The 19,784-nt window shown below is 62.1% G+C and carries 23 protein-coding genes; 5 read left to right on the top strand and 18 right to left on the bottom strand.

Annotated elements, in window-relative coordinates:
• Positions 1 to 50 precede the first annotated feature (50 nt).
• The 3 genes from ACPYOI_RS15115 to ACPYOI_RS15105 form a co-directional block, all read right to left on the bottom strand.
• Positions 51 to 674, bottom strand: coding sequence for a hypothetical protein (locus ACPYOI_RS15115; RefSeq protein ID WP_481416611.1), 624 nt, complete (start codon positions 672 to 674; stop codon positions 51 to 53).
• 835 nt (positions 675 to 1,509) lie between these two features.
• Positions 1,510 to 2,439, bottom strand: a complete 930-nt coding sequence (locus ACPYOI_RS15110; protein ID WP_481416612.1) for a peptidoglycan-binding domain-containing protein — start codon at positions 2,437 to 2,439, stop codon at positions 1,510 to 1,512.
• Positions 2,411 to 3,940, bottom strand: a complete 1,530-nt coding sequence (locus ACPYOI_RS15105; protein WP_481416613.1) for a sensor histidine kinase — start codon at positions 3,938 to 3,940, stop codon at positions 2,411 to 2,413. Before ACPYOI_RS15105 ends, ACPYOI_RS15110 begins: the two co-directional genes overlap by 29 nt.
• A 452-nt stretch (positions 3,941 to 4,392) precedes the next feature.
• On the opposite strand from ACPYOI_RS15105, the gene ACPYOI_RS15100 reads away from it, so the two are divergent.
• Together ACPYOI_RS15100 and ACPYOI_RS15095 are read left to right on the top strand one after the other, a co-directional pair.
• Positions 4,393 to 4,884, top strand: a complete 492-nt coding sequence (locus ACPYOI_RS15100) for a DUF5330 domain-containing protein (protein ID WP_481416615.1) — start codon at positions 4,393 to 4,395, stop codon at positions 4,882 to 4,884.
• Positions 4,885 to 5,089: 205 nt separating this feature from the next.
• Positions 5,090 to 5,512, top strand: coding sequence for a SufE family protein (locus ACPYOI_RS15095; protein ID WP_481416616.1), 423 nt, complete (start codon positions 5,090 to 5,092; stop codon positions 5,510 to 5,512).
• 6 nt (positions 5,513 to 5,518) lie between these two features.
• Here ACPYOI_RS15095 and ACPYOI_RS15090 read toward each other — a convergent pair whose 3' ends face one another.
• Positions 5,519 to 6,412 carry an AraC family transcriptional regulator gene (locus ACPYOI_RS15090; RefSeq protein WP_481416617.1) on the bottom strand — a complete coding sequence of 298 codons (894 nt, stop codon included), beginning with the start codon at positions 6,410 to 6,412 and terminating at the stop codon, positions 5,519 to 5,521.
• 165 nt (positions 6,413 to 6,577) lie between these two features.
• On the opposite strand from ACPYOI_RS15090, the gene ACPYOI_RS15085 reads away from it, so the two are divergent.
• Positions 6,578 to 7,306 carry an SDR family oxidoreductase gene (locus tag ACPYOI_RS15085; protein WP_481416618.1) on the top strand — a complete coding sequence of 243 codons (729 nt, stop codon included), beginning with the start codon at positions 6,578 to 6,580 and terminating at the stop codon, positions 7,304 to 7,306.
• A gap of 92 nt (positions 7,307 to 7,398) precedes the next feature.
• Here ACPYOI_RS15085 and ACPYOI_RS15080 read toward each other — a convergent pair whose 3' ends face one another.
• Positions 7,399 to 8,172: a siderophore-interacting protein gene (locus tag ACPYOI_RS15080; protein ID WP_481416619.1), complete on the bottom strand. Its 774-nt coding sequence runs from the start codon at positions 8,170 to 8,172 to the stop codon at positions 7,399 to 7,401.
• Between the two features lie 405 nt (positions 8,173 to 8,577).
• On the opposite strand from ACPYOI_RS15080, the gene ACPYOI_RS15075 reads away from it, so the two are divergent.
• Positions 8,578 to 9,168 (top strand): HdeD family acid-resistance protein, encoded by a 591-nt coding sequence (locus ACPYOI_RS15075; RefSeq protein WP_481416620.1) that lies wholly within the window; start codon positions 8,578 to 8,580, stop codon positions 9,166 to 9,168.
• A 51-nt stretch (positions 9,169 to 9,219) separates the two neighbouring features.
• Here the strand turns inward: ACPYOI_RS15075 and ACPYOI_RS15070 are convergent, their stop codons facing one another.
• The 11 genes from ACPYOI_RS15070 to ACPYOI_RS15020 form a co-directional block, all read right to left on the bottom strand.
• Positions 9,220 to 10,014, bottom strand: a complete 795-nt coding sequence (locus ACPYOI_RS15070; protein WP_481416621.1) for a DUF6456 domain-containing protein — start codon at positions 10,012 to 10,014, stop codon at positions 9,220 to 9,222.
• Positions 10,007 to 10,444, bottom strand: a complete 438-nt coding sequence (locus ACPYOI_RS15065; RefSeq protein ID WP_246704368.1) for a helix-turn-helix domain-containing protein — start codon at positions 10,442 to 10,444, stop codon at positions 10,007 to 10,009. Before ACPYOI_RS15065 ends, ACPYOI_RS15070 begins: the two co-directional genes overlap by 8 nt.
• Before the next feature lie 207 nt (positions 10,445 to 10,651).
• Positions 10,652 to 11,083 carry a Ros/MucR family transcriptional regulator gene (locus tag ACPYOI_RS15060; protein ID WP_168828855.1) on the bottom strand — a complete coding sequence of 144 codons (432 nt, stop codon included), beginning with the start codon at positions 11,081 to 11,083 and terminating at the stop codon, positions 10,652 to 10,654.
• Between the two features lie 431 nt (positions 11,084 to 11,514).
• Positions 11,515 to 11,847, bottom strand: coding sequence for a monovalent cation/H(+) antiporter subunit G (gene mnhG / locus ACPYOI_RS15055; RefSeq protein WP_481416622.1), 333 nt, complete (start codon positions 11,845 to 11,847; stop codon positions 11,515 to 11,517).
• The gene (locus ACPYOI_RS15050) at positions 11,844 to 12,233 is read right to left on the bottom strand and encodes a cation:proton antiporter (protein ID WP_481416623.1); all 390 of its coding nucleotides are present in this window, start codon (positions 12,231 to 12,233) and stop codon (positions 11,844 to 11,846) included. The genes mnhG and ACPYOI_RS15050 overlap by 4 nt, the downstream gene beginning before the upstream one ends.
• The gene (locus ACPYOI_RS15045; RefSeq protein WP_481416624.1) at positions 12,230 to 12,703 is read right to left on the bottom strand and encodes a Na+/H+ antiporter subunit E; all 474 of its coding nucleotides are present in this window, start codon (positions 12,701 to 12,703) and stop codon (positions 12,230 to 12,232) included. Before ACPYOI_RS15045 ends, ACPYOI_RS15050 begins: the two co-directional genes overlap by 4 nt.
• A complete protein-coding gene (locus tag ACPYOI_RS15040; protein ID WP_481416625.1) occupies positions 12,700 to 14,247 on the bottom strand; it encodes a Na+/H+ antiporter subunit D in 1,548 nt (515 codons plus the stop codon). Before ACPYOI_RS15040 ends, ACPYOI_RS15045 begins: the two co-directional genes overlap by 4 nt.
• Before the next feature lie 326 nt (positions 14,248 to 14,573).
• Complete coding sequence (locus ACPYOI_RS15035) at positions 14,574 to 14,951, bottom strand: Na+/H+ antiporter subunit C (RefSeq protein ID WP_481416626.1); 378 nt, start codon at positions 14,949 to 14,951, stop codon at positions 14,574 to 14,576.
• Positions 14,951 to 15,370 (bottom strand): Na+/H+ antiporter subunit B, encoded by a 420-nt coding sequence (locus tag ACPYOI_RS15030; RefSeq protein ID WP_168828849.1) that lies wholly within the window; start codon positions 15,368 to 15,370, stop codon positions 14,951 to 14,953. Before ACPYOI_RS15030 ends, ACPYOI_RS15035 begins: the two co-directional genes overlap by 1 nt.
• Complete coding sequence (locus ACPYOI_RS15025) at positions 15,367 to 17,745, bottom strand: putative monovalent cation/H+ antiporter subunit A (protein ID WP_481423000.1); 2,379 nt, start codon at positions 17,743 to 17,745, stop codon at positions 15,367 to 15,369. The genes ACPYOI_RS15030 and ACPYOI_RS15025 overlap by 4 nt, the downstream gene beginning before the upstream one ends.
• A gap of 193 nt (positions 17,746 to 17,938) precedes the next feature.
• Positions 17,939 to 18,139: a hypothetical protein gene (locus tag ACPYOI_RS15020; protein ID WP_481416628.1), complete on the bottom strand. Its 201-nt coding sequence runs from the start codon at positions 18,137 to 18,139 to the stop codon at positions 17,939 to 17,941.
• Positions 18,140 to 18,331: 192 nt separating this feature from the next.
• On the opposite strand from ACPYOI_RS15020, the gene msrB reads away from it, so the two are divergent.
• Positions 18,332 to 18,742, top strand: a complete 411-nt coding sequence (msrB, locus tag ACPYOI_RS15015; protein ID WP_481416629.1) for a peptide-methionine (R)-S-oxide reductase MsrB — start codon at positions 18,332 to 18,334, stop codon at positions 18,740 to 18,742.
• A gap of 25 nt (positions 18,743 to 18,767) precedes the next feature.
• Here msrB and ACPYOI_RS15010 read toward each other — a convergent pair whose 3' ends face one another.
• Positions 18,768 to 19,274: a P-loop nucleotide/nucleoside kinase family protein gene (locus ACPYOI_RS15010; RefSeq protein WP_481422999.1), complete on the bottom strand. Its 507-nt coding sequence runs from the start codon at positions 19,272 to 19,274 to the stop codon at positions 18,768 to 18,770.
• Positions 19,271 to 19,777, bottom strand: a complete 507-nt coding sequence (locus tag ACPYOI_RS15005; protein WP_481416631.1) for an N-acetyltransferase family protein — start codon at positions 19,775 to 19,777, stop codon at positions 19,271 to 19,273. Before ACPYOI_RS15005 ends, ACPYOI_RS15010 begins: the two co-directional genes overlap by 4 nt.
• Positions 19,778 to 19,784 lie beyond the last annotated feature (7 nt).

Raw genomic sequence — 19,784 nt, 5'->3', positions numbered from 1 at the left:
AGGAGCGGTGCCGCCCCAAGGGAGGGCGACTCAAAAATCTCGGAATAGTGTTAGGGATTCTGGGAGTCGGGCGCGCGCTCTTGCCTGCGGCAGCCCCGCACGAAAAGCTGAATGCAGCCTTTGAGGTAGGTGATCAGTTGTGCCCGGTCGGGCAGCCCCTCACCGGCGGTCACGCGCGACGCCATCCCTCCAAACATCATGGAGATCAACATCGTCGCCGCCTCGTCCGGATCATCTATCAGGAGCACCTGCTTGGCGCCCTGGAACGAAAGCCAATCAGCCAGCTGCGCCACGGTTCTCTGACCGTCGTTTTCCTGATGGTCCGCCTGCAGGCGGGGGCCGGAAGGATAGAGAGCGGCAATACAGGTGGTGATTCGTCTCTCCACCTCGACCGGATCATTCAGATCCAGATGGAATATCGCCATCAGCACCTCTTCAGGCGCCCGCGATTCCTCTAGAGGACGGGGAAGGTTGAGAAGTCCGCGCGGCGGAGCGACCCGGGACGTATTCCAGTGAAGCGCTACCCCCTTCGTGTACTTCCGCGCTCTCGAATTCAAAAGCCGCGTGACGGAAGCAAAGCGCGAGATGTCGGAATAGGTAACCTCGAAGGTCAGGTCCTGCGAACCTCGAAGCAGCCGGAAGGTCTGATCTCCACCCAGATGAAACTCTGCCATGCTCGATTTCGAGACCGCAGGATAAACGGTGGAAAAGTGGTCAAACAGCGTCTTGTAAAGACGTTGGTTATCGGAACTCGTTAAAGAGGCAATTGACTTATACATCGTGCGACCAAGGATATCGGTTTGCGGGGTCGCCGCCGGAGGCTTCGCGCATCATTCGGCTAAACTGGCAGATGTAGAACACGGCTCATTCCGGCCGCACACCCTCTGACCAACCGTATGCTGGGACACGCAGATACCTTCCGATCGGCATCTAAGCGAATAAGTGACTTTTCAATCACACCTTTCAGTTCCTGACTGACCCCCCGGTCGCAGGTCGACTCGATAACACCAGGGGCGACTCTGCGCGCATCATTTTTTTGTGAAACGAGGGGCATGCGGCATATTCGGCAGTGATTCCCTGCCCGCTATGCGCGCAAAATCTGGATGAGCCGAAGGGTGACGGGTGGGGCAAGCATTTTGTCATATGATTTATAGCGTGCTAATTAATTCCGCAGATAGGATCGCGCTGGAATTAATTCAAGGAGTTCCGCGACATTATGATCTGGCTAGCTCGGGAATCTGTTACGCTTTGAGTGACCGACAACGCGGGTATTTGCGCCCGCAACCTCAATGAATCCGGCCAGAACTCCCGTATGGCGAAGGCATGCGAGCAGCTGCAGGGGAGCAGCGGGTTGCGGCATCCGGTCACACCCATCCGCCTCGCCTTCGGTCAAGAAATGACGCGATGGGCTGCCGTCGATCGATCTGGACGAAACGGGGCCTGCCAATGTTAAAGGCAGATCTGAGCACCTGCGAATCTTAATTTGCAACTTCAATCTGAGAATCGTCTTCAGATCGCGCCGATTTCCTTGAGCTTGTTCAGCACCGCCGTATTGGGCTCGCCATTTTCCGGAAGGTTGTAGTGCTTCTGGAAGTGGCGGATGGCGGCGCGGGTTTGTTCGCCAGCGACGCCGTCGACGCCGACATTGGCGTAGGCCATGTTGGCGAGGCCCTTCTGGATCTCCAGCACCAAATCGACATTTGTAAGCTCGGATGACGGGACGCGCTTCGGCGTGGAAGGCGCCGTCCTCACCTGCTTCTCGGCGCTGCGGATTGCGGCAGCAACCGGGTCTTCGGCAGAGGCTTGCGACGACACGTCCTCGGGCGGCTTCTCGGCCGGAATGGTCGTAGGCCCGATGGAACCGGTCTTCAGCGCCGCGAGCACTTCCGGCGTCGCATCGCCGCCCTGCGGCATGCCGACGGTCTCCTCGAAGAACAGGATCGCAGCGCTGGTTCGCGGGCCGATGACACCATCGGCCGTGCCGTTATAGAGACCCCGGTGAATGAGCTCCTGCTGGATATCCATGACGAGCTGGCTCGGCTGCTGGCCGGGTGCAGCCGCAGGCGGCGTCGCGCTGGTGGTGACGGCAGCACTTTCGTCGCCCGGGCGCTCGATCTTGAAGGTCGTGACGTCGGCCGGGTTAGGTTCGTTTGAAGCCGAACGGCCAATCGAGAAGGGAAACCGCGCATCGCGGGTGCGGAAGAAAGGATGCGGATGTGTGCCCGGCTGGTACCACAGCGCATTGGCGGCGACGAAGCTGAAGATCACGATAAAGGCCGCGGTACCGCCAGCCAGCGACGGATTACGCGCAATGACGCCGCCGAGCGCCGAAGCGCCCGTCATGCCCACGCCGCCCAAGGCGGCAGCCCCTGTGAGGAGCAGGCCCGGCTTTTGCCGGCCCCTCCTTCCGTTAGGCGATTTTCGCTTGCGCGCGGCCATCGAAAAATCCCTCTTCCCGTGCAGCGACAGTCTTCAGGCGCGGCGGAAACTCGACGGTCCGGTCTCTGGCCGCCTGCGCGGCGCCGGCGCCGGAACCATCCGCCGCGATCGAAATGGTGATGATCGTGCCTTCGCCGGGCACGCTGGCGATCGCGAAGTGACCGCCATGCAGCGCCACGAGGCCCTTGACCAGCGACAGGCCCAAGCCGGTGCCCTCATACTGGCGAGTATAGTCGTTCTGGACCTGCACGAAGGGCTGGCCGAGCGTTTCCAGCCTGTCGGCCGGGATGCCGATGCCGGTATCGCTGACGCTAAGCTGCAAAACGCCGCCACGCACCGCTGCATCGACCGTGACCGCCCCTCCCGAGTTGGTGAACTTCACCGCATTGCCGACGAGATTGATCAGGATCTGCTGAATCGCCCGCTGATCGGCGACGACCTCATCAAGGTCGCGCTGGATGCGGCTGGTCAGCGTTACCCCCTTCGACTTCGCTTGCAGCGCAAGCATCGCTTCGCACGACCGTACAGAGGCGCCGATATCGAAAGGCTCGAGCACCAGCTCGTAGCGTCCAGCCTCGATCTTGCTCACGTCGAGCATGGTGTTGACGACGGAAAGCAAGTGCGCGCCGGAATCACGCACAAGGTTCACATATTCCCGCTGGCGCTCGTTCTCGAACTTGCCGAAATATTCGCCGATCAGGATATCCGAGAAGCCAAGGATGGCGTTCAGCGGCGTGCGCAGCTCGTGGCTGACGGCGGCGAGGAAGCGCGATTTTGCGTCGTTGGCTGATTCGGCATCGGCTGCCCGGCTTTCGGCTTCGATGCGCAGCTGATGCTCGATCGACACGTCCCGTAGCTGAGCAACGATGGCGCAGAGCCCGCCGTCCAGATCGCGCTGCGCCGTCATGTCCATTCTCAAATGCGCAAACTGGCGCAGGTCCCGCGATACGCTGGGGCGATCGACCCGTAGGTCGACGCTGGCGCTTTCCGCACCTTGCCGCAGCTGGTCGAGAGCCTGGAGAAACAGAATGCGGTCGGAGATATGCACCTGCTCGATGAAGCCCCGGCCGCGCGGATCGCGCATCCAGGCAAGGAATTCGCCGCTGTTGCGGCCGCCCGCAGCCGTCACATGGCCGTGCTGGTCGAGGAAAAGAACGAGGCCGGCACTGTTTTCAAGGAAGAACTCTTCCGCCGGCGCCGCCGCCACACTTGCCGCGACGGCGCTGTGGCGCGAAAGCGCGATGCCGCCGACGGCCGAAAAGAGGAATGCAGCGCAGACGGTGGCGACACCCGCCGGCAGAGCAACGGCCGGGCTGGTGACGAAGGAGAGGCCCGCCGGGGTCGCGACGAGCGCTGCCGAGGAGAGAAAGATGAGGCGGCGCAGGATCACAAGCTCCCGCTCGGCAACGGCTTCGCCGCTTCCCATACGGGAAAGCCAGCCTCTCGCCGCACGATCCACAAGGGCTGCCGCCCGTCCACCAATGTCACTCAATACTCGCACGCAATACCCGCCCCAAGAGGCCTTCAAGACAGCCGGAGAATAGGCCCGCGCGGCTTAAGGAAAGGATAAGGCAAAGACGCGCTCCACAGCCCAAACGCCGCAAAAATCCCATTTTGAGCCATCCTGAAGGCGCTTTGTTTTTTGTGGTTAATAGGGGGTAAGCGGCGGATTTCGCTCACATTTCAGGTTCGCGTTAACTTTTGGGGCAGGCGCGCGCCGGAGAACCCTTGCAATTCCAGAGGGCAGCCTCTGGCATGCTTAACGCCGATGGCTACAATTTGACTGAAATGCGGTGCGAACGCCTTTATTTAAAATTCGAATTAAATTTGCCGCAAATGCCACCAAGTTTCGAAAACCGGCATTTGCACTTCATCGCTAGGGTGAAAGCACACCGGAAAACCGGGCCTGATTCGGCGGCAAGACCGAACGGGAAAACAGGATGGGCAACGACAATGTGGTTTCTGATCAAAGGATCGTTCTGGTTCGGCCTTGTGCTGCTACTGCTGCCGCTCTTCAGCTCGGAGAGCTCGACGCGGCTGGCGGGCGACCCCCAAATTCAATTCTCCGACGCCTTCACGGCCGTCAGCGGCGCCTATGACTACATTATCGGAATGTGCAGCGAGAAGCCGGAGGTCTGCGCCAAGGGCGGCGAGACCCTGACGGCACTCGGCTACCGGGCCCGCGAAGGCGCCCGTGTCGCCTATGAGCTGCTCGATAGCAAGTTCGCCGACAACAAGACCGCCGCACCGAAGCTGGCAGAGGCAACGCCCGCCGCTCCGCTTGGCGCAGCACCCGTTGCGACCGTTGCGCCTTCCGTGACGGAGGAAAAGGCTGCGGCGCTGAACCAGCCGATGCCCTATCGCCCGCCGGTGGATGACGATTCGGCCTCCGACGAGGTCGTGACCGGCACCATTCCGCTGCCGACGCCAAAGCCGGTTCTCTAAGAATTCCGCGGCCCAAGCCGCATCCCAAGCTTGCACCGGCAGTCCGCCTGAGGCGGAGATGTCCCGTGCCTGACGTGCCTGCCCTGTTTGCTTTCAGCGTTTGCTGCGCCGTGAGGATGCCCATCCTTCACGGCGTTTTTCCTTTTACTGGTTCAAAAGCGGCGCCACTTCACCTATATCACTGGCAACAGCGAAAGGCCCGACCATGGCATCTCTCGACGAGATCATCGACGATTTCTCTTTCCTCGACGACTGGGAAGACCGCTACCGCTATGTCATCGAGCTCGGCAAGGCACTGCCGGACCTTCCGGACGACAAGAAGACCTCCGAGAACAAGGTGATGGGTTGCGCAAGCCAGGTCTGGCTGGTGACGCAAACCGCGGGCGATCCGGAAAATCCGGTCCTGACCTTCGAGGGCGATTCCGATGCGCACATCGTGCGCGGCCTCGTCGCCATCGTGCTCGCCACCTATTCCGGCAAGAAGGCTTCCGAGATCGCCGCGCTCGACGCCTTCGAGATCTTCTCCAAGATCGGCCTCGTCGAAAACCTCTCCTCGCAGCGTTCCAACGGGCTGCGCTCGATGGTCAACCGCATCCGCGAGGAAGCACGGGTCCGCGCCGCGGCGTGAGCACGCTCAGACGTCGAGCAGTTCGCTGCTTTCGGAATTACGCGCCCTCAATCTTCCGGCATCGCGTGCAGGTGACGCGCCGAACTGGCGCGCATATTCCCTGCTGAACTGGGTGGCGCTTTCATAGCCGACGGAAAAGGCGACGCGCGCCGTATCGCCCGGATCGGCGAGCAGGCGGCGGCGTGCCTCATGCAGCCGAAGCTTCTTCTGGTACTGGATCGGGCTCATCGCCGTCACATCCTTGAAATGCTTGTGGAAGACGGACGGGCTCATGCCGGCAATGCAGCTGAGCGTTTCGATCGTCACGCTCTGATCGAAGTGTTCGCGGATGTGGCTGATGGCGCGGCGGATCTGGCCGAGGCGGCTGTCGCTACGGGCGAGCTGGCGGATCATCGGTCCGTGCGGCCCCTGCAGCACCCGGTAGATGATCTCGCGCTCCAGCATCGGCGCCATGATCGGAATGTCGGCAGGTGTGTCGAACAGCTTCACCAGCCGCAGCCATGCATCGGCAAGTTCAGGCGTCACCGGGCTGATGCCGAAACCGGGACCATCAGCCGTTGGCGGGAGGCCCGGCATGTCCATGATGATTTCCGCAACCGTCGGGATATCCAGCGTCAGGGCGAGCGCAAGATAGGGACTTTCAGGACGCGCCTCGACGATCTGGCAGGCCCCAGGGACTTCGATGCTTGCCACGAAATAGCTCGCACGGTCGTAGTGCAGCCTTCTGTCGCCGATGATCGCGCATTTTGCGCCCTGGAGAACAAGGCAGAGCATCGGCTCATAAATGCCCGGCGTCATGCCCGTCAGCGCCGCGTCCTTGGTGATCGTCACGCGCGGTACCGGCGTTTCGGTGCGCTGGCCCTGCGCGTATCTCAGCGCGCGATCGCGCAATTCGTCCATCGCTTCCATCATCGACATATGGTGGCATGGCCGCCGGACGCAAGACAAGGCACCGGCGCGCTGCCGACAGCAGGTCAGGAGGAATAGGCAAGAAGCCGGGATTTTGCGGCTCACACCAAGGGCGTGATCTGCACGATCTGTGATACTCCACAAACGGAGTGACACATGACCAACATGAAGACTGCAATGGTGACGGGCGCCAACAAGGGTATCGGATTCGAGATCGCAAGGCGCCTGGCGGCGGAGGGTTACCGGGTCTGGCTCGGCTGCCGTGACCGGGAACGCGGCGAAGAAGCCGCCGCGAAGCTGAGGGTCCAGGGCCTCGATGCGCATTGGCTCGAACTCGATGTGACGGACGACCGCAGCGTGACCGCGGCAGCCGCGGTTCTTGCCGAACAGACCGGCTCTCTCGATGTTCTGGTCAACAATGCCGGAATCGCCGGAAGCTTCGGCCTCTCGCCGCTTGAGGAGCCGATGGAGTCCATCAAAGACGTCTATGAGGTGAATGTCTTCGGGCCGATCCGAGTGACGCAGGCCTTCCTGCCGCTGCTCAAGGCATCGAAGGCCGGGCGCATCGTGATGATGAGCAGCGAACTCGGCTCCATCCAATCGCTGCTTGATCCTGACAACGAGTTCTACGGCGTCAACGTGCTGGGATACAACAGCTCCAAATCCGCGCTCAATGCCGCGACGGTGTCGATCGCCAAGGCGGCTGAGCCCTTCGGCATCAAGGTCAACGCCACCGATCCCGGCTATACTGCTACCGAGATGAACGGCAATACCGGATACCGGACGGTCGAGCAGGCAGCCGAGGTCGCCGTGACGCTGGCGACACTCGAGGATAGCGGCCCGACGGCGGGCTACTTCAACCACAACGGCACGCTGCCCTGGTGATGACGGGAGCCAGAGGGCACCCCTAGAATGACCGGACCGCGCCGGATGCCCTGCTCTCAGGCATCCGCGCGCCTTCCGGAACTGGGGCAAAGCTAGCCGAACTTCTCGGTCGTATCCGCCTTGCCCTTGACCCAATAGCCGGAGGCTTTGATCCAGGCGAGCGGGTAGCCGCGCTCCTCGACGAGATGGGCGCGGATTGCCCGCACCACCGATGCTTCGGCAGCGACCCAGACCAGTGTTTGCGGAGCTATGTCGATGCCGCTCAAGGCGGCGATCAGGGGCGCGGCATTGGTGGCATCGGATATCGGGCGGTGCACCCAGCGCGTTGTCAGCGCCGCGGCCGTTTCAAAAGATTGTTCCTCCTGCGGTCCGGCGACAGCGCCGAGAAGGCTGATCGCCGTTCCCGCGCCGCTCCCCTCGATGCGGCGGCCGATTGCGGGCAGCGCAGTTTCGTCGCCGACTAGCAGCCACCGCTTCACGGTACTGGAGACCACTGCCGAACCGCGCGGGCCGCCGATTTCGAGCGTTGTTCCCGGGCGAGCATCGATCGCCCATTGCGTGACGGGACCAGCCTCGTGAAGGGCGAAATCGATGGTCAGGCTGCGAGCGGCGTTGTCATAGCGGCGCGGGGTGTAGTCGCGGCGCTCCTCGGCGCCATCGGTGGTGGGCACGATGACCTTGATATGGTCGTCGGGCGCAAGACTGACGAAATCGGCGAGGTCTTCGCCCGTGAGAACGATTCGCCGCATGCCGGGCGTGATGTCGGCCACGCTCTCGACCGTCAGCAGGCGGCGACGCAATTCATGGCGGACCCGCTCGATGGCAGGTGCGGATAGCAGGGGGTTTGCGGATTGATTGTTATCCATCATGTCCTTCCGGGGCTTCGGGAAACGATCCGCAGGACACAGTCGCGCAGATCGAAGCCGCAGAGCCGTTCGATCATACGCGTTGAGTGACGTTAACGCTTACGTGGCCGGAACGCGCCCGGCCAGTGACGGTTCTTCTGTAGTGGTGGTCCGCCAGGGGCGCAATGGCGAAACATCGAATGTTGCTAAACTTTAATTTTCGGGCGGCGCACCGGGCGGTCCGCCCGATGAGGAGCCGAATCAAGGGTCGCGGGTGAGAGTGGCGGCCGACGGAGGCGTGGCAACCGCAGCACCTGACGAACTCGCCAAATTCGTGCTAAAATAGCAAATATCGGGTAGCCGCTCCGACATAGGCTTGGCCGTCGGGCGACTGCAAGCGAGGGGATTGCCGGGGGAGGAAAAGCCATGTCGATGTCGATGGATGCGGCGGCGGAGGTCTTTCGCGAAGCCGTGAGGCAGACTGTCAAGCGTTACTCACTGTGGTATCTGATCCAAGGTATCCTGCTGATGGCGGCGGGGGTTCTCGCGATCATCTATCCGGTGATTTCATCGGTGGCGGTCATCGTCCTTTTAGGATGGCTGCTGATCATCAGCGGTGTGCTGCAAGGTTTGAGCCTCCTCGGTGCGCGCCACGTGCCGCATTTCTGGCTGCAGTTGATCTCGGTGATTCTTGCCCTGCTGATCGGTTTTCTTTTCCTGCGCGATCCCGCGCAAGGAATGCTGACGATCACCCTGCTTCTGATCGTCTTTTTCATGATCGAGGGCATCTCCAAGGTGGTCTTCGCGCTGACGATCCGGCCACTCCCGAACTGGGGCTGGGTGCTGGCAAGCGGGCTGGTCGGGATTCTTCTCTCGCTGATCCTGTGGAGCAGCCTGCCGGTGACGGCCCTGTGGTTGGTCGGATTTCTGCTGGGGATCGAGCTCATCAGCGTGGGTGCGGCACTCGCGTATTTTGCCTGGCAAATGCGGCAGAGCAGCCCTGCGGCGCCGGTCTGACAGCAAGCTGAAGCCCTTGGGATTTCAGCCATCCTCTTCGGCTCCGACACTTCACAGATCGGGCCGATATCCTTCCGCGCCCCAGTGCTGCACGCGGGTCTGGCGGCGGGGCGGGTTGTAGTGCCGGGAGAGCGCAAGCAGCGCCGTTCTCAGCATCAGCTTGGCCGAGCGGACCGGCCATTGGCGTTCGCGCTCGACGGTTTCCAGCCCTTTCATGAAGCAGCAGACGTCGAGAGCCACGCCGGAGAGCTCCGGTCCCATGGCTTCGATCGCGCGGTTGACGGCGATGCGCGCGGCGACGGCGCTATCGGCAAGATCCGCCATGCCGCCGCGCTCACCCTTGATGCGGCCGGACAATCGCGGCTGCCAGGAGGATGTCACGCGCGGCTGGAGCTGCGCCCGCGTGAAATCCGCAAGCAGCCGCTCGCCGGCGGCAAGCACCTCCTTCGGCAGGAAGGGCGAGCCGCCCTTGTCCTTCAGCCGCGACAGCGCCGCGAGCGGCGATTCGGCCTCGTTGACGCGCACGGACTGGCGCGCACCATCGATCTCGGCGACGCGAAGCGCAATCTCCCCGTGCTGTTCGAGAAACGCCTCTTCGCGTTCGGCTGCGGCGCGGCGCAGATAGGCGCGGGCCGGTGGGGCGAGACGGGCGCTGCTGGCGGCGGCAGTGATGAGGCCAAGCGACACGGCCTCCTCAAAAAGCGCCGTCGGGAGCGCATGGGTGCCTGCTGCGTGGCGGAGCGTCAGCTCACCGCTCTCCCCGCGCTCCACCGCTGCCTCCCCCTTCGCGAGAAATTTCAGCAGCCGAACCAGGGACTTGCGGACAGTATCGGTTCTTTCACTCATGCGCAGCGCCTCCGGCGGAACGAAAGATGGATTTGACGGCCCGTTCGACGGCAGAGACAAAGTCGTCGAAGGCGGCATCCTCACGCCGTTCTTCGACGGTCATGCAGGCATGACCGACCGTGGAGCGATTGCGGCCGAACGCGCCGGCAATATCGTCATGGGGAATCTGCAACGCCACATGGCAAACATACATCGCGATCTGCCGGACGTGACAGAGCGTGCGCCGGCGGTCTCGGCGCGCCAGAAGTCTGCCGCCCACGAGCATGACCATCTCGGTGGTGAGCTCCTGGGCAATTCGGCAAACCGCATCGATCGGAAGAGTGGAAGAAGGCGGCGCGTAGCCCTGGAAAGCGGGAGGGACATCGCTGATGAGAGGCCGCAGGGCAAGTTCGAGCCGAAGACGCGGCAGAGGTGGATTTTCAATAGGCATATATGAAAACTCCCAACAAAATAGGAATTAATTCATATAATGTACGCGACCAAAAGCCTGCTGGAAAGCACTGCCGAACAACTTTCTCGTGTTACAGCGGTGCTTTCTTGACAAGGCTCTGAAAATAAATAGGATTATTTTCCTTAACCTCTCGCAGTCGCGCAAAAAGCCGGGTTGCCCCGGCTCTTACGTCTGGGAGCGTCAGGCTCAGCCGCGCCCGCGTTTGCGGCGCTGGCCGAGGCCCATTTCCTTGGCGAGGCGCGAACGTGCCTCGGCATAGGCTGGGGCGACCATGGGATAATCGGCGGGAAGATCCCACTTCTCGCGGTATTCTTCCGGCGAGAGGCTGTGATGAGTCATGAGATGACGCTTGAGAGACTTGAAGTTGCCGCCGCATTCCAGGCAGGTGATCTGATCGTCCTGTACTGACTTGCGCACTGAAACGGCGGGCTTCTGCTTTTCGATGATGGCTGCGGCGGGTTGCGGTGCAGACGTGTTGCTCAGTGCGGAATGCACGTCGGAAATCAAATTGGCCAGGTCACTGACCGGGACCACATGATTGCTGACATATGCCGCTACGATATCAGCTGTCAGCTCTACCAGCAATTCCGGCCCATTGCCGGTCGCGGTATCCGTCATATTTCGTTCTCCTGTTCGCATGCGTGAATGACCCTCCTTGCGGAGGACCGTCTTCGTAGAGGCAAACAGTAAAAGCCCAGACCCTGGCTTCATGTCCTAAAACGCGAATCCACCCCTAGATTCTTGAGACCGAAAGCTGCTCTTATACTGTCCGAATACGAGTCAAAATCGCTGCGTTTTTCTAACCACAACCTTAATTAGACATTGGAAATTAAAGCTAAGGACGAATAACGGCAACGATTCTAGTTCGAAATTCGAACTCTACTTACAATTCAATTAGCACCGATTTACGCGGAGGCCAATTGTTATTTGTGTCGTTTCTACTGAAAATTCACAGAAGAGTAAGATTTTCGGGCGTAGATACGACTTTAGTTTGGCTGCCACATACGTAAATTTGCGTTAATCCAGCTCCGTTGGTCAAATTTATACTCTTATCGGCCCTCCATATCATCTCGAACAGAAAATTCCCATAGCCTATGTCCGGTGTCTCGCGCAGCTTTTGCCAGCAGGTGCGCCGCGACCGGAGCCGTCAGCAGCAGAAATACAACGCCGACGGCCGCGCGGGCAAAGACTGCAACCTCCCCGGACGAGAAACCGGCAGCCAGAAGCAAAAGACCGGAGCCGACGGTCCCTGCCTTGGACGCGGCATGCATGCGCGAATAAAGGTCCGGCAGGCGCACGACACCGATGGAGGCCGAAAGCGCGAAGAAAGCGCCGGCAAGCATCAGCACCGCGATGGCTATGGCAAGTACGTATCCCATCATCCTGCCTTTCTTGCCGGTTTCCCGCCCGGTCTCTTTGCCGACCTGCGCTTTGTCTCGTTTTTTCGCTTGCCTGCCGGTCTCCCGGGGGGTGGCAGTTCGGGCGCTGGCGCGCCGCGCGACAGGACGAAGCGGGCGAAGGCGACCGTGGCGAGGAAGCCAACCAGCCCCAGCGCGATCGCGATATCGATGTAGAGCGCGAAATGCGTCTTGACGGCAAGTGCCGCGATGAAGCCGATGGCGATGCCGGTCAGCGTGTCGAGCGCAAGGACGCGGTCCGGCAGCGTCGGCCCGGCGATGACGCGATAGGCGGTGAGCACGAAGGCGATGCCGAGGATCGCAAGCGTGAGCGTCGCCGCCCCCGAGACGATGGCGAGCGGCGGCATCATCGGAAGGCCTCCATGATCTTGCGTTCGAAGCCGTTCGCGATGGCGCGCTTCACTGCCTCCGGATCGGCGCAGTCGAGCGCGTGAACGTAAAGCGTCCTGCGATCCGCCGAAACATCAACGGAGAGCGTGCCCGGCGTCAGCGTGATGAGATTTGCAAGCAGCGTGATCTCGAAATCGCGGTCGACGGTCAGCGGAAAGGCGAAGATGCCGGGCCGGATGTCCATCCTCGGCCTCAGCACCGTCTTTGCGACCACCCAGGCGGAGAGCGTCAACTCCTTCAGGAAAAGCAGCGCCAATGACAGGATGAGGCGTGTGCGGCGAAGATAGCCCTTGCCGCCGAAGGCCTCGCGGACGACGGCGAGCGCGACGGCGCTCAGCACGAAACCGAGGACGAGATTATGCAGCGAGGCGCTGCCGGAGACGGCGACCCAGGCGATGGCGAGCAGCAGATTGAAGAGGAAGGCAGTCACGGCGCGGTTCCTCCCGGGAAGACAGAATGGATATAGGCGCCGGGGTCGGCAAGGCTTCCGGCTGCCGCCTGCGCCAGCGACAGGAGCTGTTCCGGCAGGATGCCGAAACCGATGACGAGTGCGGTGAGCACCAGCAACGGCAGCGCCGATTGCCAGCCGATGGCGGCCGTGTCGACCGGCCGGCTTGCCGGGCGCCAATAGACAAGCAGGAAGACGCGGCCGAAGCAGATGGTCGTCAGGAAACCACCGATCAGGAGGGCGGCGGCAAGCCACCATGCACCGATATCGAGCGACGCCTTGACGAGGATCACCTTTGGCCAGAAGCCGGAAAACGGCGGCAGGCCGCAGGCGGCCAGAAACAGGATCAGCGAGACGGCGGCAAGCCAGCCGCGTCCGCGATAGAGCCCGCCGAGCGCTGCAAGCGAGAAGCTGCCGCCGAGCCACGCCACCTGCCCTGCCAGGAGATAGAGCGCCGTCATCAGAACCACGGAGTGCAGCGCGTAAAAGACGGAGCCGCTGACACCGCCCGGCGTGCCGATCGCCACACCGACGAGCATGTTGCCGATGCCCGAGATGAGGACATAGCCGAGCATGCGGCGGATGTCGGTCTGCGCCAGCGCGCCGAGCGCGCCGACGATGATGGTGGCGGCGCCGGCCACGGCGATCATCAGGCTCAGCGCCTCTCGCTCGACCGGCAGCAGCATCACCATGACCCGAATGAGGGCGTAGATGCCGACCTTAGTGAGCAGACCGGCAAAGAGCGCGGAGACGACGATGCGGGGCGTATGATAGGACGCCGGCAGCCAGAAATTCACCGGGAAAGCCGCGGCCTTCATCGCGAAAGCGAGCAGGAAGAGCGCCGCCAGCGTTATGAGCGGCGCTCCGTCCCGCAGGCCGGCCGTTTTCAGCGCGATATCGGCCATGTTGAGCGTGCCGAAGATCGCGTAGAGATAACCGACGGCGATCAGGAAGAGGGTCGTGCCGATCAGGTTCAGCACCGCATATTTCATCGCGCCGTCGATCTGCTCGCGCTCCGATCCGAGGACCAGCAGGCCGAAGGACGAAATCAGCAGCACCTCGAACCAGACATAGAGATTGAAGACGTCGCCGGTGAGAAACGCCCCGGTAACGCCCGCCATCAGGAACATCAGGAACGGGAAGAAGCCAAAGCGCCGCCCGCCCGCATCGATGTCGGAGAGCGCATAGACGCTCGCCGCAAGGGCCGCGATCGCCGCTACAAGCGCCATCAGCGCGCCGAAGAGATCGACGGTGAAGGCGATGCCGAAAGGCGGCAGCCAGCGCCCCATGACCATTGTGACGGGGCCGCCATCGACCACCATGGTCAAGAGCACCGCATCGATCAGCACCAGCGCGGCAAGGCCGAGTACGGCGATCATCGCGTGCAGGCGCACATGGACGCGCAGCACCAGCATCAGTGCGCCGAGCACGATGCAATGCGCAACAGGCAGGATCACCAGCCAATTGTATACCGGCACGGGCGCTGCGACGAGTGCGGCGGAGAGGTCGGAGACAGGCGCGGCCATTTAGCGTGCCCTCCTCTTCTCCCCAGCGGGGAGAAGGTGGCCCGAAGGGCCGGATGAGGGGGCGGCAGCAGGTGAAAAGCCCCCCTCTGCCCTGCCGGGCATCTCCCCCACGGGTGGGGAGATGACTCGCAGCACGCTCCCCGCTTCCTTTCGAACTGATGCAATCGCAGCAGTCGTCAGTAACTTAGTCGGACGAGCGACCGCGCCCAGCCAATCTCCCCCCTTGCGGGGGGCTCGAAGAGCGGGTCGAGGCGCGTGGCTCGACCCCGGAAAGCCGGCAGGGCAGAGGGGGGTCAGCATCCGCACGATCACTCTCATCGCCATGCTCAGTACCCCAGCGGCGGAAGCGCCGGATCGTCGGGCTCCGCCACCCGCATCTCGTCGGTATTGTCGGTTCCGAGGTCCTGATAGGCCCGGTAGGTCAGCACCAGCATGAAGGCGAGGAAGGAGAAGGAAATCACGATTGCCGTGAGGATCAGCGCCTGCGGCAGCGGGTTGGCGGCGCCGGCCGGCAGCGTGTCGAGACCGGCCGGAATGATCGGCGGCACCTCGCGGGTCACGCGGCCGGCAGTAAAGAGCAAGAGGTTCACGGCGTTTCCGAGGATCGCGATGCCAAGCATGATGCGGATCGAGAATTTCGACAGCAGCAAATAGACGGCAGCCGAGAAGAAGAGGCCGACGAGGATCGCAAAAAGCGGCTCCATCACTCCACCTCCCTTTCCTCGAGCGCCAATGCGATGGCGGTGATCGCGCCGACAACGACGAAATAGACGCCGATATCGAAGAGCATGACCGTCGAAAGCGGTACCTCGACCCCGAGGATTACGGGATAGACCCAGAGGCCGGTCATGAACGGAACGCCGGCGGCAATCGAGGCAAGCCCCGCGACCGACGACATCAGCAGCCCTGCTCCCGCGATCGACAGAGGATGAAAGCGGATCGCGCTGCGAACCGCGGGAACGCCGTTGGCAATGCCATAGATCGCCAGCGCCGAGGCAGCGATCAGCCCGCCGATGAAGCCACCGCCCGGTTCATTGTGGCCGCGCAGCAGGATGAAGACCGAAAAGACCAGCATCAGCGCGACGAGGAACGGCGCCATGGTGCGGAAGATGAGGGTATTCATGGCCGCTCCGTCCCCAGATCGCGCGGCTTGCCCGGATCCTTTGCGGCGAGCTTCCGCTCAGTTCCCGCCCGCAGTCCGATCAGCGCGACGATGGCAAGGCCGGTGATCGCGACGACGGCGATTTCGCCGAGCGTATCGGTGCCGCGGAAATCGACGATGATGACGTTCACGACATTGGCGCCATGGGCGATGGTTTTCGAGTAAGTGTTGAAGAAGTCCGACAGCACCGTGCCGAACGGCCCCTCCGTCGCCTTCATGAGAAGGAGCGAAAAGCCGAGACCGCAGGCAAGTGCGACCGCGCTGTCTCCGAGCCGCTGGCCGAGCGGACGCGGATCAGTCGGCGAAAGGCGAAGCCGCGTCATGACCAGCGCCAGAATGACGACCGACAGCGTCTCGACCAGGAATTGGGTAAAGGCAAGATCCGGGGCGCCGAAGAGCAGGAAAATCAGCGCCACCGAAAAGCCCTGGATGCCGAGCGAGACCATCGCCGTCAAAAGATCGCGGGCGACAAGGACAGCGGCAAGGCCGACCACCGCAAGCAGGAAAACCGCCCATTCATGAAACTGCACATCGTGCGGCCAGGCAGGAAGGGCAGGAAATTCGCCGTAAAGCGCCGGCACCAGCAGCAGGAGCGCCGCGACGCAGAGAAAGGTGCAGATCACGTAGATTTCGAGCCTGCCCGGCTGGACGATGCGGGTGACGCGCCAGCCGAAGCGAACGAACCCGGCAACGAAACTGTCGAAGCCGCGGTCCGGCCCCGGCCCCGCCGCGTCCAGGAAAGACACCATGAGGCCGCGGGCACGTTCTATCTGCCAGTAGGTCGCCATCCCGAGCATGATGGTCACGATGGAGAGGGCAAGCGGCAGGCCAAGATGCGGCACCGCCGAGACCGTGACACTGACCGCATCGCCCTGGACGGCAGAAGCCATGGGCGAAGAGACGTAGCCGTGGGTGAAGCCGGAAAAGAGGGCTGCGACCAGACCGAGGACCGCCAGCACGCTGGGGCCGAGCCAGAGCAGAACGGGCGCCTCATGCGGATGCTTCGGGGTTTCGGCCACGGTGCCGATGAAGGGCCGCAAGCCGACCGAAAAGGCGATCGCAAACATCAGCACATTGCCGAAGATGGCGACGACGGTGAAGACCACCGCGCGCAGGTCGCCTCCGGCGAGCGCGGCGTAGACTTCTTCCTTGGCCAGGAACCCGAAGACGGGGGGGAGCCCGCCCATCGAGATCGCCGCAAGGAGCGCGATCGCGAAGGTCAGCGGCATGGCGGCGGCAAGTCCGCCGAGCTTGGTGATGTCACGCGTCCCGGTTTCGTGATCGAGAATGCCTGCGACCATGAAGAGCGCGCCCTTGAAGAGCGAGTGCGCCACGAGATAGAGCACTGCGGCTTCTACGGCATATGCCGAGCCGAAGCCGGTGAGCAGGACGAGAAGGCCGAGCGAAGAGACCGTCGTATAGGCCAGCTTCAGCTTCAGATCGGACTGGGCAATCGCCAGCGCCGAACCGGCAACCAGCGTCATGCCGCCGAAGAAGGGCAGCAGGATTTCCCAGGCGGCAGTTTCTCCCATGACCGGGTTCAGGCGCATCAGAAGAAAGACCCCGGCCTTCACCATCGTCGCGGAATGCAGGTAGGCGGAAACCGGCGTTGGCGCTTCCATCGCGTTCGGCAGCCAGAAATGAAACGGAAACTGCGCCGATTTGGTGAAAGCGCCGCATAGCACCAGCACGAGCGTCGCGAGATAAAAGGGGCTGCCGCGTACGACGTCGCCGAAGTGTGAAAGCAGCGACATCTGCGTGACACCGGTGATATCCCACAGCAGCAGCAGACCCGCCAGCAAGCAAAGTCCGCCGCCGCCAGTCACGACGAGCGCCTGAAGGGCGGCCCTTCGCGCCGGTTCCCGCTCATGATCGAAGCCGATCAGCAGGAACGAGGTGATGGAGGTCAGCTCCCAATAGATGAAAAGCATCAGGAAACTGTCCGAGATGACGACGCCCAGCATCGCGCCCATGAACAGGAAGATGAAGGCGAAGAACCGCCCCTGCTCCGGATGCCCCCTCAGATAGCCGCCGGAATAAAGTACGATCAGCGTACCGATGCCGGTAATGAGCAGCGCGAAGGTCAGAGACAGGCCGTCCAGGAACCAGGAGAAGCTGAGATTGTCGCTCGGCACCCAGACATAGCCGCCGGTCACGACCTCGCCGCGGGCGACCTCCGGCACGAAGCCGAGAAAGTGCAGGAAAGACAGAAGCGGCACGACCGCCAGCAACCAGGCGCCGTTCGCACCGAGGCGGCGAATGACGAAAGGGGAGATCAGGGCGCCGAGCAGAGGCAGGCACAAGGCCAAAAATGTCAGACCAGTGACACCGGCCATGTCCCCTCCTTCAAACGAAACCCGGAGCCCCGGCGATAACCGGATGGTTTCGAAGAATTAGGTCAATCGGCGGATAGCCTCAAGCGTTTTCGGAACCTGCCCACTGCAATCATGCACTTTCATGCTGCAGAAGCGTCGCCACCAAAGGTAGCGGCCGCCCAAGTGAGCAAAAAGTAAGTGAGCGTCGGAACAGCTAAAGGGTTTGCTGCGTAGCCGCGTGGCGAGCATGCAGCACGAAGACGACAATCAGGAGCGGCCAGAAAAGGCATGAGGCGAAGCCTGCCATCCGCCGCAGGCCCCAGCCGTCGTGATTGGCCCAGCCTTCCAGAAAGGTCATGGTTACGAAAAGAGCGGCTCCCAGGCCATAGGCCCAGAGCAGAATATCAACGAACACTTCAAATCCCCCGCCGGCAAAGCCGTTAGGATTAATAGTACGTTAATCACACAGCCGAGATCAAATCATCATTTCGGATTAGAGCCGCTGAGTATATTGCCAGGTAAACTGGCCTATCTTGATCCATTGTGCGTTGCGCACCACATTCTGGCCGAACGGAATCGCCTCTCCGGCGCGAAAGGAGTAAGCCTCATGTCCGATACCGGAACCGTCAAAGTCCAGAAGACCGATGCAGAGTGGAAAGAGCATCTGACGCCGGAGCAATACCGCGTCACGCGCCAGCACGGCACGGAGCGCGCCTTTACCGGCCCCTATTGGGATAGCTTCGAGACCGGGCTCTACCGTTGCGTCGGCTGCAATGCCCCGCTTTTCCGCTCCGACACCAAATTCGATGCGGGCTGCGGCTGGCCGAGCTATTTCGAGCCGGTCTCGCCGAATGCCGTGACCGAGCACCGCGACGCCTCCTATGGCATGGTGCGCACCGAGATTCGCTGCGGCACCTGCGAGGCGCATCTCGGCCATGTCTTTCCCGACGGCCCGCCGCCAACCGGCCTGCGCTACTGCATCAACGGCCATTCGATGGTGTTCGAGCCAGGGAAATGATTGCGAAGACGAGGCGGTGCGGACTTTATGCCCTTAGCCGGGCAACGACCCGGGCAACGGCCTCGTCAAGCGTCAGTGTTGAGGTGTCTAGTATCTCGCAGCCCGCCTCCTCAGCCTCGCGGCGAAGATAGGCTGCCCAGTTCATCATATCCGCGCCTGCGATTTCCGGCTGGTTACGGTCAACGATGAGACGTGTTCTGCGCGTCTCGTCGTCGCAATCGACGAGGATAGGCAGGCAATCGATCCCAGCCGTCGCGGCGGCATCCTTGAGGAAAGCAAGCCGCATCTGCCCTTCGAACAGCGCAGGGCGCTCCGGCTGCATTTCAGCCGCGAGGCGTGTCATCCATCCGACGGTCATTGCGTATTGCCATCCGGCGGGCGAACCGTGTTCGGCGATCATCTCCTCGACCGGCGGAACTCCGATGCTGTCGAAATAGCGGACGTCGAATTCCTCACTGTGACGCACGTCAACTGCTTTTGCGATCGCCGTCTTGCCGGAACCGGATGCGCCCGTGAGAACGACGAGGCTCACTTCGAAACCCTGAGTTCCATGCAGGTGAGATCGAGCCAGCGGCCGAACTTCGTGCCGACCTCGGAGAAGGTGCCGGCGACGCGGAAGCCGAGTTTTTCGTGCAGGCGGATCGAGGCCACGTTCTCCGCCTCGATGCCGGCGATCATGACGTGAATGCCGTTTTCCGCCGCCCTCTTGATAAGCGCCTGCATCAGAAGCTTGCCGACGCCGCCTCCGCGGCAATCCTTGTCGACATAGACCGAATGCTCGACCGTATGGCGATAGCCGTCGAAGGCGCGCCAGTCGCCGTAGGAGGCGTAGCCAACCACCTGCCCCGCCTTTTCCGCGACCAGAACCGGAAAGCCCTTCGCCTTTCGCGCCCTGAACCACTCGGCTCGATTTTCGAGATCGACGAGCGTCTCGTTCCAGATCGCCGTCGTGTGTTCGACGGCATGGTTGTAGATGTCGCGGATCACTGGAAGATCGGCTTCGGTTGCGTCGCGCACGAGGACGGCGTCGGTCATATCAGGT

The sequence above is a fragment of the Rhizobium sp. SVR5-2C genome, from assembly GCF_056755115.1.
The sequence above is the reverse complement of the archived record's forward strand: the minus strand, read 5'-3'. Positions and strand labels throughout refer to the sequence as shown.